Below are 17,637 nucleotides of genomic sequence, written 5' to 3'. Positions count from 1 at the left end.
AACATGGGGGCTTGCCATGTAAGTCGATCGATATCATGCTTGCGCGGCATTGATGTTCGCTTTGATTTCCAGACAGCACAGTTTTTTGTGCCGCGTCGCAGCCTGTCTCACCTTGGCTGCGTTGTCATCATGTGCCAACCCGATTGCCGTAAACCCGATTCGAAAAGTGATGCCGAAGCTCGAGGAAAAACAATATGTCACCTACGATGGCGACCGCTTAGGCTATAACAAGTGGTTGCCCGAAAAGGAGGAACCCCAGACCGTCATCATCGGAGTGCATGGCATTTCAGGGCACTCCGGCGACTATGATAATTTCGCCAAGTATTTGCTTAAAAACAGCAAATCCACAGCACTCTACGCAGCCGAGACACGAGGCCAAGGCCTGGACCCGAAAGTAGAACGCCGTGGCGATATTCGCAGGGTCAAGGAATGGTATAAAGACCTCTACACTTTCACCCAACTAGTGCGCAAAGTGCACCCCAAAGCCAAAGTCATCTGGTTCGGCGAGAGCATGGGTTCATTGATTGTGGTCAACGCCTACACCAACGCGCCTCGAGGAATGCCAAAGCCAGATGCGCTGATCGTCTCCTCACCTATCATCGATGTTCAGGCCAAATTGGCACCGTGGAAAATTCTTGCTGTTAGAATTAGCACCTTCCTAATGCCGACACTTCGCATTTCGCTCGAATCGCTTTCCAATGGTGAGCGAGCCGTTGTCACCCAGGATGATATTCACGAGGAGCAGGCTGCGAAAAATGCCTGGTATATTCCACGTTACACCTTGCGGCTACTGCTGAAGCTAGGTGATCTCGCGGAAATCATGCCCAGGCAGGCTGAGGCTGTGGATTGCCCAATTCTGGTTCTGCATGGCGGCAAAGACATCTTCACTTCCGAGGATAGTGTCAAAAACTTCTACGAGCACCTCCCCGAGACTACTCCAAAGGCCCGGAAATACTATCCGAGATCTTACCACCTGCTGATGTACGATGCCCACCGGCAGACTATTTTCAAAGATACGGTCGACTGGATTAAGAAGCTCAAGTGATCAGCGGTCTGGTGGCTATTCTCGCCTGTTCTGCTGAGCGCCCTTGCTTTTTACTAATATCATTGCAAATTCGGACGTAGATATGAATGTGAAGCGCATGCATTTTACCAAGGTCAGAAGCTCAACCAATTCCGTGGCTCGCTTTTTCCGACTAACCGATCAAGCACGTTGGTTGCCGGTCTGTACGCTGACGGCAGGACTTTTGATGGCCTTGCCGTTGAGCGTATCCGCTGCCGACGAAGATGGCGTGGCTGAGGATCAAAAAGAAGCCGCCGCAGAGCCAGCACGCGATATCACTACACTGGTCGCCGATCTTGGTCATGAATCTTACAATACTCGCGAGAAGGCAATGGCCTCACTTTGGAAGCTAGGTAATGCTGCCTTGCCCTCACTTCGCAGCGCAGCCGAGGGGCCGGACCCCGAGGTCAGCAGCAGGGCTACCGAGTTGGTTCTCTATATTTCCGCCGGCGTCCTTCCGGATAGCCCCGAAGAGGTGAAACAGCTGGTCATCCAGTTTGCCCGCAGTGAGGTCGACTCAAAACTGACCATTTTGCGCAAGCTGATGGAACTGGGACAGTGGCACCAGGTTTTGCATCTTGCCAGGCTCGAAAAAGATCCGGCCGCGCGCTCCCGGATGGCGGATGTCGTTCAGGCCTCCGCCTCACAAGCTGCTCGCGAGGCGATTATCAAGGGGGATTTCGATAAGGCGGGTGAGATCCTCGAACTCACTGGAGATGATGAACAGAACATGGCGATGCGTGCCTGGTTCTATGTTCGTCAAGGTGAGCTGAAGCAACGCCTGGCCAAAGCGGCGGACATGCCTGGTAAAAAAGGTGCCATCTGGCGGATGTCACTTCACCGCGCAGGAGGCGATGTCAAAGCCGCAGTGAAAGAGGCTGAAAAAGCCGGTCTCACAAATCTGGCCGATGCTATGCGTGTCTTCACGGGTGATGCCCTACCATGGTTGAACTCCAGCAACGATGGAGGGCGCGTAAGTGCCATCCTTGGTCTTGGTTATCAGATTCAAAAAGCCCGTTTGTTAGGCGAGGACAAGAAAGCCTCTATCATCGCCCGAGAACTTGTCAGGATGGCAAATGATGAAGACTCATCCGCACATGCCGCCATCTGTCTCGCAGCGAACGGATTTTCGAAAGAAGCGGTTCGATTGTTGTCGGCCAATGAAATGGATTCAGCCTTTGACTATTTTGACAACATTGAGATGCCCGAACGTTGTCTTGAGCTGTTAGGTATCGAAAAAGATGCCAAGCCTCCCTACACCAAGTGGGTAAACAAAGTCACGGAAGAGGCCACGGAATCAGAGGATGAGGCGCTTTATGATTGGTTGTTGTTACTCGCGGGCTTTCTCGACCGCCATGGCGAGGGAGAACATTCCATGGCCGTGATGAAGCCCATGATGACCGCCTTGGAAAAAGATGGTGCGGATGCGTGGTTTGACATCCTCACAAGAATGCGCGCCTATGATCTGGGCTGGCTGGCGATCAAATTTGTCGAAGCGCGTGGCAATGAAGACGGCGAGATGAATCTGGCTGTAAGCAAATTATTTGGAGAAAATTCATCAGTCACAGAAATTTGGAACGCACTAAAGCAACGTCACCCGGACGACATCAATAAAGCCCTACACGAAATAGCATTGCTGGCTGGGATCATTGCCGACACTCAGAATGAAACTGAGAAAATTCACCAGTCGCTGCTCGCAGAAATCGTCGGTCCCAATGCCAAACCCGAGGTGATGGAAAAAGCCCGATCCGAGGCTCTCTATGCCTTTGCGATCAATCGGAATAATCTCACCGAGGCATCCAGATTGGCAGACATCTTCGCCGCGAAAGACGAACGCTGGAAGCGATCAAAAACCTTTCTCGATGCTGCCCTGCAACGTTGGGAGAAAGTCGCGCCTGTCTACGCCGATTTAGCCAAGGAGCACCCGGGCGAATATCTGAATCTGATCAAATGGTCGATCGCCCTGCGGAAATTAGGAAAAGAAGATGAGGCCGCCAAAGCTTACGATCGATCCCTGATGCTCACCATGGGGGACTCCGCTGCGCTGGGGAAAATCGGTGCCGAACTTTCCGGGGCCGGATATGATGCCGAGGCCGTAGCCCTCTGGGAACTCTCCGCCATCATGTCCACTGGACAAGACTCTGAGTATAGCCAGGCCATCCTTTATTTATCCACATATGGTCAGCACTTATATGAGAGTAAACAGTGGAAAAAGGCAGCTGCCATCGCAGAGGTTTACACCCGCATTCTCATGCGCGGTCGCAGCGGCAGCTACCTGCACCGGATTTTACGTGGCCGGTTCTATGCGGATTTCTCCCATGCGATGCATCTCTTTGAAAATGGCAAACGCGCTGTGGCGATCGAGAAGCTCGACCAATGCCGCCAACTGATCCCCGGCGATGGCTCGCTGGCAGATGATTTTTTCCCCGCATTGAGAAATGCAGGGATAGGCGAAGTCTACAACCGCTGGTTCGAGGAAAGCTACCGTCATGTCAATGCGGCCTGTGAACTCTACCCTGATTCACATAACTCCCGGAATACCGCCGCATGGTTGGCCTCCCGTGCTGTGCGCCGACTCGATGACGCCCACCAACATGCCGAGGCTGCCCTGAAAATCCGCCCGTCTCAGGGTGCCTACCTAGACACCATGGCTGAGGTATGGTTCGCGCGTGGGAATCGCGAGAAGGCTGTCGAATGGTCTAAGAAAGCTGTCGATGCCAGCATTTCAGATGCCCAAGGAACTCCTCGCAGCGAGCAACAAACGATCATCAATTACAACCAACTCAGCAAGCAGCTGGACCGGTTCAAGAACGCACCTATGCCGCGCTAATTCTTCTTGATTCTGGAATCGATCTCTGGACTCTGATCTCATGCACCGCCTTCTGCTTTTCCTCTCATTACTGCCGTTATTGGTTGCAGTGATACTGAGGAAATTTAACGGCGACCGAGTGTTGCACACCATCAAGGATAAGCGGCTCACCATCTCGGCTGGAGATCTGGCACGAAAGATGTTAGATTCCGTTAGTCAGCAGGCAGTGGAAATTAAATCTCCCGCACGCCGCTGGGTAGCATCCCCTGATCTCGGCCAGCAGTGGCTGATCATTTCTCCGGACACCGCCACCGGCGTCAGCGCCCGCTCGCATGGTGAGTCGGCCATGAAAGTAGGGCTCTACTTGCTTTCCTTACGTGATCCAAAGGCGATCGCCAGACGTGCCTGGGCGATCCGTTTTGGCCATGTCTTTCCAGTGTTCACCACCGTAGTCATGGTCTTTGCATTAGTGGTCGGCCGAGTGCCCGCGCTCTGGGCTCTCGCGATCGTGATGACTTCTCTCGCCCTCGCCGCTTGCGCCCAGATCTTCACCCTCACTGCAGAACGGCAAGCCGCTGAGTTGGCCTGCGTGGTGATTGAGAAAAAGCGAACCCTGCCCAGACTCAGCGATGAGGAAGCGGTGGTGGCGGCGACCAAGGCTTGGGCATGGCGGTCCATTCTGCCCGGCATTCTTTCCAGGCTGGCCCCCTGATGACGTTGGGGGATTCTTTACTCGCCATTCCACGAGGTATTTGTTAAAGAAAACCTAACCAATCCCATTGTAGGAGTCGAGAGACTCCCCCCTGACATCTGTCCCCGACTATTGACACCTGAACACAATGATTTCCTACGAACGCGATCCTCAGCAGACCATTCCAGAATCTTCCGTTAAAATCCTCGGCCTCGGCGGTGCCGGAGCAAACATGTTAGACCGAGCCGCGCTCGATGGTATGACCGGCGCCGAAATGCTCTGTGTGAACACAGACATGCGCACTCTTTCGAGCTCAGTAGCCGGCGAGAAAATCCAAATTGGAAGAAACCTCACCAAAGGCCTGGGAGCTGGCGGCGATCCTGCTCTCGGCTTAAAAGCGGCGCAAGAATCAGAACAGGAAATCCGCGATGCTCTTCGCGACCGTAGTATGGTCTTCATCTGTGTGGGGCTAGGCGGCGGAACTGGCTCCGGAGCTGCGCCACTCATCTGTCGGATCGCTCGTGAAGAGGGAGCCTTCGTCGTGGTTTTTGCAACCATGCCATTTTCGTTCGAAGGCGCCCGCCGCCGTGAGCAGGCCGAGACGGCACTCAATGAAATAGCCGTGCTGTCTAATGCTCTGGTCACTTTTGACAATGGCCGTATGGGCGAGCTTGTGTTGGCAAAACAAGGCATCCACGAAGCCTTCGCCGCAGCGGATCGTATGATCTCGGAATCGATCAAAGCTGTCACCCGTCTCGTTGTTCGCCCGGGTCTGATCAATGTCGGTCTCGACGACCTAATGGCCGCTTTGAACACCACGCGCTCCCGCTGCCTGTTTGGCTCCGGTATTGCGGAGGGCGAAAACCGCTCGCAAGCAGCTTTGGAGAGCTCACTCACCAGCCCGTTGCTCGATAAAGGTAGTTTGTTAGAAGATGCCACCACTGTGCTAGTCCATATCTGTGGAGGTGAAAGCCTGACGCTCTACGAGGTGGAACTTCTGATGCAGGGGTTGGCCAAGCATGTTCCGGACAGCGCCCATATCCTCTTCGGAGCCGCGGTTGATCCCGCCATGGGCGACAGCCTCAGTGTGACTCTGGTCAGCGCCCTTCCTGAAGATAAGCTGAACCCGGATAGCACGACCACCCGTGTCCAAGTGAAAAGCACTCCCGAACCCACCTCCGAGGTAGCCGACGATGAGAAAGCCGTGGCCGCTGCTGTGGCTGCTGCATCCCTCATCGATCATCCGGAAGACGAGGGATTCATGGAGCCTAGTGAAGGATTCACCGATTCAGAACAAAGCCCTGAAGAAGCTCCCGAAGAATCTAACATGGACGACGATCCGTTCTTCAGTTCACCGAACCCGGCACCATCGGATAATCCATTTTCCAAAAGCCCGGAAGACCTAAAGGAGGATGAGTTTGCGGAGGACAATGATGATGACGAGGCCTTCGTGCCTGCCGTCAGCGGAGTAGCACCAATCACTGAGTCTGATTTTATCGAAGAACCTGAACCAGTCGATGAAGACGAATGGGAACCAGAGATTAGCTCGGAGGAAGATGAACAACCTCCGGTCAGCGAGATCGATGAGGATCCCATACCTGATCTTGACGCTGATGTTAAACCGCCGGTCCGCGCACGCAAGGAAGTCGCACAACCGGAACTCGAACTCGATGGAGGCCCGAAAGGAAAATTTGAGGGAGAGAGTCCCAATTTCCATGAAGGAGAAGACCTCGATATACCTCCCTTCCTGAGGAAAAAACGCAGGTAGATTGTGGACTCAAGGCCGATAGCTCAATGTCATAGGCTCTAGGCTATGACAGACCAGTATGCCGGGTTTTTCGGGTATTGCCAATGACCGCCATTCCCGCCTTGCAGGATCATCAGCAGGGTGCTAGATCTTACGGAACATGACAAACATCGGTTCCATTATTCTCATCCTCATCAGCGTGGGTATCGGCTACGTGCTTGAACCTATTTTCTTCTCTGGATCAAAGCATAAGGAACACGCCGAGGTGGAGGACACCACCGACGGAGGCACCGCAGTGGTCGATAAACCTGACACACCGACACCTCCTCCAGCCGATGTTATTCCTGTGGACCTGAGCAAAATCACGTCCGAAGATTTCCCTGAAAAAGTTTCACTGAAGATCCCATTCACCATCACGGATTCAGCCAGTGGCGTGACGATGTCATTGAAAAAAGGAAGCAAGGTGAAGCCCCTGCGCCTTGATGGAAATCAGCTCGAGATCCAGCCCGTTGGTTTTCCGGTCAAAGGACGTATCAATGTGGATCAGACCGATTTCAAGCAGCTGGCCGTTCCGATGATGTTGAAGCGTTTGGAGAATGCGGTGGCGAAGAAAGATCCGGAGCCGACACCGACTCCAATGCCTGAGCCTACCCCAGAGCCAGAACCAACACCTGAACCCGAACCTACTCCAGAGCCTGCGCCCGAACCAGAGCCCGTCTCCGACAAACTAGATGAAGCCGCTATTGTCGCTGCGATGAAGGCCAGCGTGACCGAAGGTAAAGTAACCGAGTTCAAAGCCGCTCAAGTCACAGCTTGGAAAGCGGGGGACGATATGGAGTTTGATGGAGACACTTATCAGACCGGTCGAGTCACCTTCAAAGCCGAAACCATTCTCGGAGTCCAAGAGCACGATGCCATTGCTTTGATCAAGGACGGCAAAATCGAAAAATGGATGTGGGCTAAGACCAAACTGGAAATGCGTTAGTTTCCTCGCTCAGTTTCCGACATACACTCCCGATTTGAGATGGATGCCACAAAAACTCACCAACAATGCGGTGACAGCGGGCTCCCTGGATGCTAGTTTCAGCCGATGTTGTTAGCAGCGGGTAATGAGGTGGCTCCAGTCGTAGCCTTGATGGCGATGGTTTTGGGCGGTGTGGTCTTGGTTTCACTGCTTCTGATCAAGTTCAAGCAGTCCTTACTTGTAGGCTATTTTATCTGCGGCGTCATTCTTGCCAATACCGGCGCGATTCAGTGGCTGGGAGCCGATCCGGAAGATGCGGTGTCAGGGCTTTCCGAGCTGGGAGTCGTTCTTCTGATGTTCACCTTGGGGATTGAGTTCTCCATCCGCGAGTTGCTCCACTTGCGGCGTGTGGTGATAGGTGGGGGAGGCATGCAGATGCTTGTCACCACGATGTTGGCGATGGGGGTGTGCCTGTTGTTAGGAGTTTCAGGTAGCACTCTGTTAGTTGTGGGCTTTGCTCTGGCTCTCTCATCCACTGCTGTCAGTATCAAATCATTCCAAGACCTGGGTCAGCCGGATACGCCCGGTGCGCGCATGGCTCTTGGTATCGCTATTTTTCAAGACCTCGCGGTGATTGTCTTCATGGTCGTGCTGCCCTCGCTGGTCGGCGATGGGGCGGGAGGGGCCATGCCGATCGTTTGGTCATTACTCAAAGGGGTCCTTTTCCTTTTCCTCTGCTGGGGCTTGAGCAGAGTAGGAGTGCCGCACTTACTGCACACAGTGGCGCTGTCGCGTAGCCGAGAGTTGTTTACTGTGACTGTTGTGGCTCTGTGTGCTGGCATCGCCTGGGTGGCGAACTGGTTTGGCCTGAGTCTCGCACTGGGTGCCTTTGCCACCGGTCTGGTCGTGAGTGAATCGATCTACTCCCACCGTGTGTTAGCCGATATTCTTCCTTTCAAGGATCTGTTTCTCACCGTCTTTTTTGTCTCCGTGGGTTTGATGATCGATCTTTCCGTGGTGCGTGAATCATGGTGGATCATCCTGTTGGGAGTGAGCGTAATTTTGCTAGTCAAGGGCATGGTGGTGATCGCCATCGGGCGGAAGATGGGCTTGCGTCTACGCCAGGCATTATTAGCCGGTGCCGCCCTTTCCAGTAGTGGTGAGTTTTCCTTGGTACTATTGAGCCGCGCTGCTGATCTCGGAGGTCTGCCAGCAGAGCTTGAGCAGATGCTGTTAGCTTGCACCGCCGTTTCCATGGCCTTGGTTCCAGGGCTGATGCGCGGCATGATTCCTCTGTCGAGCAAGCTTGAGGCACGCGGCTGGTGTAAACCTAAAACCTGCAAGTCAGATCTTACATATGATGCGGATGCCAGCGCTCTTCGAGATCACGTGGTGATCTGTGGCTATGGTCCTGTGGGGCAGACACTGCACGAGGCCATGGAACGGGCATCCGTGCAGGTGGTGATCTTGGAAATGAACGCCGACACGGTGCGCGACCTGCACAAACGTGGCGTGCGTGTGATGTTTGCCGATGCGACCAAGGAAGACACTATGCGACTTGCCAAGGTGGACACCGCGCGAGCCATTGCCTTCACCTTCCCAGAACCACAACTCGCCTGCGCTGGAATCCGTGCAGCCCGCACGCTCAATCCTGGCATCGTCACATACGCTCGGGCGAAATTTTCTCCCGAGGTGGAGTTGCTGAAAAAAGAAGGAGTGCACCACATATTCCACGATGAGAAAACCAGCGGCAATGCCATGGTTCAAGCGGTGTTAGGGTGCTACTCCGTCGATATCTGAAGTCTCAAAAAATCTGTTACTTTTTAGGAGCCGGTTCGCTTTTTTGACTAGCGGCTATGCGGGCCATGGCAGCTCTGGCTTCTGCCGCGTCCACTGGATCAAACATAGGGTTCATGCTGAGTGCTGCGGAGATGTGTTTCCGTGCCAGTGAGGGTTGGTTCGACTTTTCTGCGATGATGCCGGCATGGAAATGCAATGAGGCATCGGGTGTTTGCTGAGCGAGTGAACGACGGCTGTAGAGGGTAGCTTTTTTGAAATCGCCCTTTTTGAAATGGCACCACGCTAATGCGTCAGCGGAGTAGACATTGGGGAAGTTTTCATAGGCTAGTTCGGCCTGTTTGAGTGCCAGATCGAGATCGAGGTTTTCGTCTGCTAGGAATTTGGCGAACTGGCTGCTGCCGACATCGCTGTGAGAGTGACCGTGATCGTGGCTGTGATCATGGTCGTGATGATCTGCATGTTGATGGCCTGTCTGGTGGAAGGCGATCAACTGCTGGGTCATGGCTTTCTTTTTCTCGTCGTTGTCAACGAGTCCGTAGAGTTTGACCAAGGTAGCCATGGCATCATGAGTTTTTCGGATACTCAGTGAGCGTTCCAAGATCACGATCGCGTTTTCATATTTCTTGAGCGCTATTTTGACTTTGGCTGCAGCGTAGAGGGCGCGTGGATTTTTAGGCGCCGTCAGCACGGCAGTTTCGGCTTCTTTTTGGGCTGACGGGATTGCGCCGTCATGTAAGAGCATGAGCGCGAGCTCAGCGCGACACCAGGCGGTGTTTTCCGGATGGGGGCCACCCGATTTGATGGCTTTCATCATGAGTTGCCGAGCCTTCATTGAATTGCCGGTGATCCAAACGAGATGGGAAGATCGACTCAGGGTCGAGAGATCGACGCGAATATCAAGGGCGGATTGGTAATGTTGAAATGCTTCATCATACTGACCTTTTTCAACTGCGCCATCACCCATGAGTGAGTAGGCGTCTACTTGCTTTGGGGATACAGCGATGACTTTTTCGCACCACTTTTTACCAGCTTTGAAATCGTGGTTAGAGTTAGCTACCCACGCCATGCCTAACATGGCATCCGAGTTTTCGGGCTCTAACTTCAGTGCCTGTGTATAGGCTGCACCAGCTTCAGAGAAATCGTGCGAGAGTGTATTTCTAGCTTCTTGCATCAGAGCATTACCCACTTTGATCCATTGCGTAGCTGTGCGGGTGATTGGTTTTTCAGGTGACTTGTCTGCTTCTGGGTGAGTGTGGTTTTCATGCCCTTCGGATGAAGATGGCATCAGGATGATCAGGCAGGTTGTGGTAAAGAGGGCAGTGAATTTCATGGAAGTGGTTGTTTTGAGATGAGAATTGGAAAAGCCGGGCCCATTTGAGCCCGGCTTGAGATGGTCGGTCAGGTTCTAGTTATTTACTGGAGCCTGTGATTGTGATTGACGCTGTCTAACTGTTGGTCCCGCATGCGGAGTAGCAAGGTATGGAAATACAGTGTTATAGACTTGGTCATTGCTGGGAGTGTTGTCCCCTACAATGATAATGGTCTCAAATGTCGGTCCACTGGCGACGGCAGACAGTGCGATGTCTACAACGTCGTCACCAATACGGCGGCCGTTAGGCCAGCCCAGTAAGTCGCCTCCAAATAGGCCCAGACGGCTGTAGCCATCTTGGGTAGGAAGTGGCACAGGCATTGTTGTCGTATCGACACGGATTACGTCCGGAATGAAGATAGCAACCAGGTCAGCACGCCCAGTGGTGGCAAGCGGTGCTTGTCCGGTGGGGTCTTCGAAAAGTACCGCATTAATCAGGAAGGCAACCTCCGGATTTTCTGCATACTTGGCGAAATCGCTTGAGTCGCTAGTGGGGCTAGTGACGTTGTAATTGTCTTTGTCCTGAAGAGCTACCAGCACTTCGTTGAACAATGGGTTGGCGAGACGGTTTGCTTGAACCCAAGGTCCTCCGTTAATGGTGCCACCTCTGGAACCACGACGGATGGTTTCACGTCTGCGGCTCACTGATGCGTAGACTCCTACACCGGTGTGGGTTGTTCCAAATACATCGTCGTATTCGCTGGTTTGCAGCTGAGCGATGGGAATTTGAATAGCATAGGTCAATACGTTGAAGCCCATGAACCCATCGACTCCACCACCTTGTTGACCAAAGTTGGTTGAGGTGTTGGTTGCTCCCTGGATGATCCGGGGATCAAGGAAATCGAAAATTCCGGGAGTGTCAGCGTAAAAGCCGTCCTCACGAGGGCCGGCCCATGCTACGACTCCACTTGGAGTTTCACTGATGGCATCTCGGGTGAACTTATCGAGTTCCGCCAGAGTAGTGGCTCCCGAAATCGGCAGGCCATCTTCTCCGTTGTAGGCAGGAGTAGTACGAGGTCCCACGTTTGGCGGAGGTGTCAGCAGATTCTGTCCCAAAGTTGATCTTCTTCTGACGCCGGGGATGGCACGAGATAAGGTGTAGGTCTGGGTGTAGTTTTGTTGGGCATCTCCAATTTCCAAGATGGGGCCAGCGCTGTCGGAGCCGCGACCATATGAAAGGATCGTGTTTCCATTTTTCAAATTGCCGGTGACACTGGAAAATTCGAAATCATAGCGGGTGATTTCCCTGCCCGTGGCCGGGTTTGTCAGGTGGATGCTATATCGGGCGTCATCTGCAAATCGTTCGTAGATGACACCGTCTCCAGGCTCAGAAAAAGGTCGGACACTGACTAGAACATTGAGAACCCGAACGTTGGGGTCGTCATATTTGGTTCCTACGAACGCGTAAACGTCGGTAAGGTTTGCTTGGGGGTCCTGCTTGATCAAGGGCGCATCACTGTGGCTTGATGCCTGCAGTCCCTGTAGGCTGACTGCCATCACGGCAGCCATGGTTATGGTTGTGTTTGTTTTCATTTTTTTGTGTTTCTTGGCTTCGACTGCAGGAGCAGTCTCTAACCTTGTTTTGAACCCATTATTGGGCGGGTGTTTGTAACAGAACCCAAAGTTAGGGCTGTGATGGCCAAGACAGTTGATCTGTACATACCTAGGTTTGAGACATCTCAAACAAACGTATTCCATAAAACTCGTTTTGTATTTACGTAACTATTATGTAATTTCCAAAGATTGGCTTGATCGTCAGGCTGATTCTGAATTCATGTTTGAAAGCGGTATCGTTGTAGTTTGTTGTAAACAGGCGTTTGAGTGGCTTGCCCTGTTAGTGTGTTTGAATTCTGGGTGGTGGGGGACAGCGATTGAAATTGCGGGAATTGGGACGAAAAAAAATTTCCAGAAGCGGATTTTTTTCAGCAGTCGAGCCATAGATCACCATATTAAAGGCTATAAATAGACAAACTTGGGAGAGGTGACGCGCTGTAGGTATAGCACAAACAAAACACTCCATGAAAAATACACTACTCACTGCCACCGCCGGTATCGCCCTAGGTTTTGCAGCCGCTTGGTTTATCAAACCAACCACTGAACAAGCTGATGCTTCGACAGCAGAGGCACCGCGCCCAGCTTCACGTGCATCCACTGTGGCGAATACATCCCCCGAGGAAAAATCCAGATCACTCACCCGCAGTGGAGTAACCATTCAGAGCGCGACTTCGATGGATGACCTGGACCCTGAAACGAAAAAAGCGATGGCTGAGGGGCAGCAACGGCAAAGTGAGATGATGCGGAAACGATTCAGTGATCAGTTTGATATGAAGATCGCAGCCATGGTCAAGGACCTCGGTCTGAACGCTGAGCAGGAAAAGGCATTGCGCGAGTTCTATGCCGAGCAATTGAAGAAAATTGACCTATCAGATATGGCCAGTTTTGGCACAGACCCTGACAAGATGAAGGAAATGGCAGCAGCCATTCGAGGTGACGGGTTGAACGATTTCATGAAATCCCATCTGTCGGAGGATCAGATGGAGGGACTGGAGGCCTACCAAGAGCGTAAGAAGAAAAGCAAAATTGAATCGGCTGCACTGAAGGATCTGGCGAAGCTGCAGCAGAACCTCGACCTCTCTCAGGAACAAAAAGACGACGTCTATGGCATCCTGATGGAGGATGCAGAAAAGCGTATGGATGCACAGAGCGATGCCGACTATGTTGCCCGTGCCATGATGTCTAGTTACGGCATGGAAATGGACTTAGGTGACATGGATATGGGCAGCGTGATTTCATTGGCCAGTCCTGATAACGGCGGCAATATCGATCAAGCAACCGTGATCCAGCAAATGAAGGAAAACCGTCAGAAGCAGATTGATGAAAAAGTGCAGCGACTCTCTCCCGTTCTCAATGAAACCCAGCAAGCTCAATACCGCAAAAGCCTCGAAAACAAAGGAGGCATGTTGAACATGATGCTTCAGGGCGTGGAGGTTGAGGGTAAGACGGAGTAATCCCCGAATCTCAGTTTGGGCTAAACCTGTTAAGGCGTTAGCACTTGATCTGCCTCAGCACGCAGAGATTTGTCCTGGATAGCAGCTGCTAGTTGACTGGCCAATGAGCTGTCTTGTGACTTATTTCTGGCAATGGCTTTGACGGCTTCCACGTGCGCCAGATCTCGTGATCGTCCTGCTGGCTGCTCTGATATCCAATTGAGAGTGTCGCGGAGGCTGGCATTAATCGCCAACCTTATCGCCACTCTTGTGGCCGTGCCTTGATTTGAGTTATCCTGATGAGTTGAAAGCCACTTCAGATATTCATCCGGGCTTTTCTTTACCCTTAGATGTGAGGGGATGACTGGGGTGGGTAAGTTTTCTAACAAAGACCAGTCATCAGTCTTAGCGCATGCTTCTAATGCTGGTAGCAATGAGTGGCGACCTTGATAAGTTCTATGGAGACTTTTTTCGAGACCTTGCCTGAGAGGCGAGTTCCTTTTGGCGAGTTGAGGATGAGAGACAAGAGCGTTCCACTGATCAAAGCGAGTCGCCTTGTTGATAAGAATAGGTCCTAATGTGGCCATGGCTTCATCTGAATTGAAAGCCGGCGACAGATCCAGTGTCTCGCTCACGGTTGATTGCTGGTTGATCGCAGAGATGAGACTGTACCACATCTTATTAGTCTCTTCTGGAGTCGAGATTTCATGAGACTTGATCTTCTCTGCCATGATCATTAATCGAGGGACGTCTATCGATTTAAACAAGCTGCCGTATACGTTTTCGCGCATTTCAGAGGGTAACATGAAAAGAAGGTCGCAGCTCCGTTCTGGATCCTCTTTGGCGAGGGCTCTGAGAGATAAAGCTAACGGGTAAGATAGTTTGCTGGTTGGCAATTGACTGAATTTTTGCCAGTGGATAACGAGAGGCTCTGCCAGTGTCGCTGCAAGTGACCCATGCGTAGCATTGGCTAAGTAGTTATGTTGAAATTCAGGAGCCCATATATGCTGCAAGCCGAGAATGGCCGCTTCCGGATCGACCTCGCACCAGTCGAGAAACAAACCAATATCCGGGTGCCCACTCTGTCTCAGTTGCTGCATCCATGCGTCTCGGAAATCTGATGAGGTAGCCCTGAAGATGGGGTTAGGGGATGTTGGCGCACCAAGGATTTGACGTTGAGTTTCCCGAGGCTTTGGGGTTTCAACTTTGTCGTCCGACGGTTCTGGAAGTCCTGAGACAGAGTGAAAAGCCAGCCAGCCGATGCTTCCCGCTGCGATGTGGCTGGCTGTGAGCGCTAAAATGAACGGTAACTTCATTGCCTATTTTGTTGGAAGTTCGGAAAGATACTGACGGGCAAATTGCTGTTGCTCAGCGGTGGGGAGGGACTGAGCCCATGAGGTCGCGGCTTGTGGGTTATCGCTGTAATATATTTTTAACTGCTCTTTGAGTTTGGTTTTCACATTCGGATGGCTGGCCCAGAGCTCAGTGCCCATCGTCTGCTGGAGGAGTGTTCTCTTTTGATGGCTGCTGCGGTCGTGGCTATCTGCTAATTGATCAAAAGCGGTGCGCAATACGGGTTCAGCATTGTTTGCAAGGGCGTAACGGACAGTGTCCTCTGGGGCTACGATGAGAGCATCGTAATACCATTTTTCTGTCACTGCTGCAGCGAGTTCAGGAGGAGCATTTGAGATGTTTTTACTAGCCTCTTGGAACGCCTCACCGACTGTGGCTTCACCAAGCAGGACGCGTTGGAGATGAGGGGTGATAAATTCGCGGCCCCATGTTGCTTGCCCGAGTGTCCATGCCTGAGCTTGAGCCTCAGTCATGCCACTAGCTTGTTTGATCTTCACCCACTCAGTGTAGGCGGCAATAGGATCTTCTTTCCCCAGCTGATGCAGTTGTGAGGACCTGACCTGCTCATCCCACTTCGATTTTGAGAGGGTATACTGTTTATTAAAAAGTGCTTCTAGTTCAGTTCCTGAAACAGCTTCGAGTACTTGGTCAGAGATCCCTACCTGCTCCTTGGACTGGAACTGCATAAGTGAAAGAGCAGCGAATTTGGCCGTATCATAACGCCATGATTCAGAGATTCCCAAATCTTTCAGCGTGTCTAACCACATTCGCCAGTCCTCGGGTCTTGCCGTGCGGGTAGCAATTGAGAGAAATCTCTTTTTCTCGTCAGGGGAAATTGCTGCCAACATGGTCGGTATATGTTCCGGTTTCGACATGGCGCAGTACTGTGCCAGCCCTTTAAACGCGAAACCTTGGTTTCGCTTTTTCCAACCATCCGATATCAGCTTGTAGTATCCGAGCGGATCGTCCGAATACCGCCCTTTTAATGGCAAGCTGTAAATGTCATTCCAGAGTGCCTCACAGTCCGTAGATCCGAGCCAGGTAAGGGCTGCGTCAGGATCGTTAGCTAACCACTTTGTCATGACGAGCGACGTGGTGTGCCAAGAGTAAAGGGGGGCAGGCCGAGAGTGAACATCAGAATTCAATCGAGCAATGACTTCATCCATGTGGGATTTGAAGTCAGTTACCATTGCCGCAAGCTCTTCTGGAGTTTTTCCCTGGGGACCGTCCGATGTCCTTTGTTGCGCGTTGTTGCGGCGTTGGATGGCCTCAATGTTGTATTCATTGTCGCGATACGCTGCGAGCAATTCCTGTGCTCCAATATTCGTGCGTGGAGCAGCACGGTTCATTCGCGTGGCCGGACGATCGACTCCAGCAGATTGTGAGTCTTCCTCAGACGAATAGGATGCCACGATAGCCCCTACCGCGACCGCTGCAAAGTGGGTCAATAGGATGCGGCCCCATGCTTTTTTACTCACTCTAAGACATCTACCAGAATACCTTAGCAGGGTCAATTAGCTATTCCACCCTGATACTCACCGATCGGCCGTGGGCGTCGAGACCTTCGACTCGGGCGAAGGTTTCTACGGTGGGTAATGATTTTTGCAGCGCTTTTTGATCCATGCGAACGATGCTGGCTCGGCGTTGGAACTGATCGGCGCGGAGACCGGAGAATGATTTACCTGAACCTCCTGTGGGTAGGGTGTGGCTGGGACCGGCGACAAAGTCCCCGACGGCGACCGCCGATAGCGCACCGACATAAATAGCACCCGCTGTGCGGATTTGATCCAGCCACTTGTCTTCATCTTCGACGACGAGGGAAAGGTGTTCGGGGGCAAATGCGTTGCAGATGTCCACCGCTTCTTCCAATGACTTGGTGAGTAGGCAGAAGGTTCCTTTTTTCAGCACTTCGCGGAGATACTTTTCGCGACTGAGAGTGGCTGCTTGTTTTTCGATTTCTTTTTCCACCTGCCCTAACAGTCGCTTCGAGTTGGTGGCAAATCCGATGACACTGTCGCCGCCGTGCTCAGCTTGTGCCAGCATGTCGGCAGCGATGAATTTGGCATTGGCGGACTTGTCTGCGACGATCAGAACCTCGCTTGGCCCAGGAAGGAGGTCGATGCTGACGGCACCGACGAGTTGGCGTTTCGCTTCGACCACAAAGCTATTTCCTGGGCCGAAGATTTTCTCCACAGGTCTAACAGTCTTGGTTCCGAGAGCCATGGCCGCGATGGCTTGAGCGCCGCCGACTTTGATGATCTCAGTGGCACCTGACTCTACCAAGGCATACAGAAGGGCGGGGTTGATTTTTCCATCTGCGCCAGCGGGGGTGGCGGCAAGGATTTCCGGGACACCAGCAGCTTGGCCGAAGGCGGCGGTCATGAGCGCGGAGGAAACCAGTGGAGCTTTTCCGCCAGGAACGTAAACACCCACGCGGTCATAGGGGGTAAATCTTTCCCCGACTTCGACACCTTCACGGTTCTTCGCCTTCCAGTCCTTGCGCATGCTGCGCTTGGCAAAGGCGTGGATATTGCGTCGGCTCGTGGCGACCGCTTTTTTCACATCGGCGTCAACAGCCGCGTAGGCCTCGTCGATTTCGTCCTGACTGACAAAAAGTGACTTCGCGCTGAGCTTAAGCCCATCAAATCGCTCGGTGTATTCGAAGACAGCAGCATTTCCACGCTTCTGAACGTCGGCAATGATATCGGTGACAATTTGTTCGACCTTTTTACCAGCGCCACCCGGAGTGGCACGGCGGTCGAGGCTGCGGACGAATTTCGCGTAGGCGGCATCCTTGTGGCTAAGCACTTTCATGCCACGGCGCATACATGCTGGTTGCGCTTTCTGCAAGCGC

General features: G+C 52.6%; 12 protein-coding genes. 7 read left to right on the top strand and 5 right to left on the bottom strand.

All coding sequences use genetic code 11. The features are described from left to right. Positions 1–85: 85 nt before the first annotated feature. The 6 genes from ACSPJT_RS07315 (at position 86) to ACSPJT_RS07290 (ending at position 9,074) form a co-directional block, all read left to right on the top strand. On the top strand, positions 86–1,045 hold the full coding sequence (locus tag ACSPJT_RS07315; RefSeq protein ID WP_435895715.1) for a serine aminopeptidase domain-containing protein: 960 nt from the start codon (positions 86–88) through the stop codon (positions 1,043–1,045). Between the two features lie 133 nt (positions 1,046–1,178). Beyond that, positions 1,179–3,893 carry a hypothetical protein gene (locus ACSPJT_RS07310; RefSeq protein ID WP_435895714.1) on the top strand — a complete coding sequence of 905 codons (2,715 nt, stop codon included), beginning with the start codon at positions 1,179–1,181 and terminating at the stop codon, positions 3,891–3,893. A gap of 40 nt (positions 3,894–3,933) precedes the next feature. After that, on the top strand, positions 3,934–4,584 hold the full coding sequence (locus tag ACSPJT_RS07305) for a hypothetical protein (protein ID WP_435895713.1): 651 nt from the start codon (positions 3,934–3,936) through the stop codon (positions 4,582–4,584). A 127-nt stretch (positions 4,585–4,711) separates the two neighbouring features. Further along, positions 4,712–6,331, top strand: a complete 1,620-nt coding sequence (locus tag ACSPJT_RS07300; protein ID WP_435895712.1) for a cell division protein FtsZ — start codon at positions 4,712–4,714, stop codon at positions 6,329–6,331. Between the two features lie 139 nt (positions 6,332–6,470). Further along, positions 6,471–7,295 (top strand): hypothetical protein, encoded by an 825-nt coding sequence (locus ACSPJT_RS07295; protein WP_435895711.1) that lies wholly within the window; start codon positions 6,471–6,473, stop codon positions 7,293–7,295. A gap of 105 nt (positions 7,296–7,400) precedes the next feature. Next, on the top strand, positions 7,401–9,074 hold the full coding sequence (locus tag ACSPJT_RS07290; RefSeq protein WP_435895710.1) for a cation:proton antiporter: 1,674 nt from the start codon (positions 7,401–7,403) through the stop codon (positions 9,072–9,074). A 16-nt stretch (positions 9,075–9,090) separates the two neighbouring features. Here the strand turns inward: ACSPJT_RS07290 and ACSPJT_RS07285 are convergent, their stop codons facing one another. Beyond that, positions 9,091–10,404 (bottom strand): tetratricopeptide repeat protein, encoded by a 1,314-nt coding sequence (locus ACSPJT_RS07285; protein ID WP_435895709.1) that lies wholly within the window; start codon positions 10,402–10,404, stop codon positions 9,091–9,093. Between the two features lie 75 nt (positions 10,405–10,479). Continuing rightward, entirely contained in the window at positions 10,480–11,976 is a 1,497-nt protein-coding gene (locus tag ACSPJT_RS07280; protein WP_435895708.1) for a DUF4331 domain-containing protein, read from the bottom strand. A gap of 485 nt (positions 11,977–12,461) precedes the next feature. Between ACSPJT_RS07280 and ACSPJT_RS07275 the strand changes: the two genes are divergently transcribed. Beyond that, on the top strand, positions 12,462–13,451 hold the full coding sequence (locus ACSPJT_RS07275; protein WP_435895707.1) for a hypothetical protein: 990 nt from the start codon (positions 12,462–12,464) through the stop codon (positions 13,449–13,451). Positions 13,452–13,480: 29 nt separating this feature from the next. Here ACSPJT_RS07275 and ACSPJT_RS07270 read toward each other — a convergent pair whose 3' ends face one another. From ACSPJT_RS07270 to hisD, 3 genes are read right to left on the bottom strand one after another with little or no spacing between them, the layout of a single operon-like run. Then, positions 13,481–14,746 carry a hypothetical protein gene (locus tag ACSPJT_RS07270; RefSeq protein ID WP_435895706.1) on the bottom strand — a complete coding sequence of 422 codons (1,266 nt, stop codon included), beginning with the start codon at positions 14,744–14,746 and terminating at the stop codon, positions 13,481–13,483. A 3-nt stretch (positions 14,747–14,749) separates the two neighbouring features. After that, a complete protein-coding gene (locus ACSPJT_RS07265) occupies positions 14,750–16,261 on the bottom strand; it encodes a hypothetical protein (protein WP_435895705.1) in 1,512 nt (503 codons plus the stop codon). A 40-nt stretch (positions 16,262–16,301) separates the two neighbouring features. Next, positions 16,302–17,633: a histidinol dehydrogenase gene (gene hisD, locus ACSPJT_RS07260; protein WP_435895704.1), complete on the bottom strand. Its 1,332-nt coding sequence runs from the start codon at positions 17,631–17,633 to the stop codon at positions 16,302–16,304. Between the last annotated feature and the right edge of the window lie 4 nt (positions 17,634–17,637).

The organism is Oceaniferula spumae (assembly GCF_042849255.1).
GTDB classification, from domain to species: domain Bacteria; phylum Verrucomicrobiota; class Verrucomicrobiia; order Verrucomicrobiales; family Akkermansiaceae; genus Oceaniferula; species Oceaniferula spumae.
The sequence above is the reverse complement of the archived record's forward strand: the minus strand, read 5'-3'. Positions and strand labels throughout refer to the sequence as shown.

Coding starts and splice junctions, on each gene's coding strand:
- ACSPJT_RS07295 (WP_435895711.1), top strand. CDS start 6,471: ATGACAAACATCGGTTCCATTATTCTCATCCTCATCAGCGTGGGTATC.
- ACSPJT_RS07290 (WP_435895710.1), top strand. CDS start 7,401: ATGTTGTTAGCAGCGGGTAATGAGGTGGCTCCAGTCGTAGCCTTGATG.
- ACSPJT_RS07285 (WP_435895709.1), bottom strand. CDS start 10,404: ATGAAATTCACTGCCCTCTTTACCACAACCTGCCTGATCATCCTGATG.
- ACSPJT_RS07275 (WP_435895707.1), top strand. CDS start 12,462: ATGAAAAATACACTACTCACTGCCACCGCCGGTATCGCCCTAGGTTTT.
- ACSPJT_RS07270 (WP_435895706.1), bottom strand. CDS start 14,746: ATGAAGTTACCGTTCATTTTAGCGCTCACAGCCAGCCACATCGCAGCG.
- ACSPJT_RS07280 (WP_435895708.1), bottom strand. CDS start 11,976: ATGAAAACAAACACAACCATAACCATGGCTGCCGTGATGGCAGTCAGC.
- ACSPJT_RS07305 (WP_435895713.1), top strand. CDS start 3,934: ATGCACCGCCTTCTGCTTTTCCTCTCATTACTGCCGTTATTGGTTGCA.
- ACSPJT_RS07300 (WP_435895712.1), top strand. CDS start 4,712: ATGATTTCCTACGAACGCGATCCTCAGCAGACCATTCCAGAATCTTCC.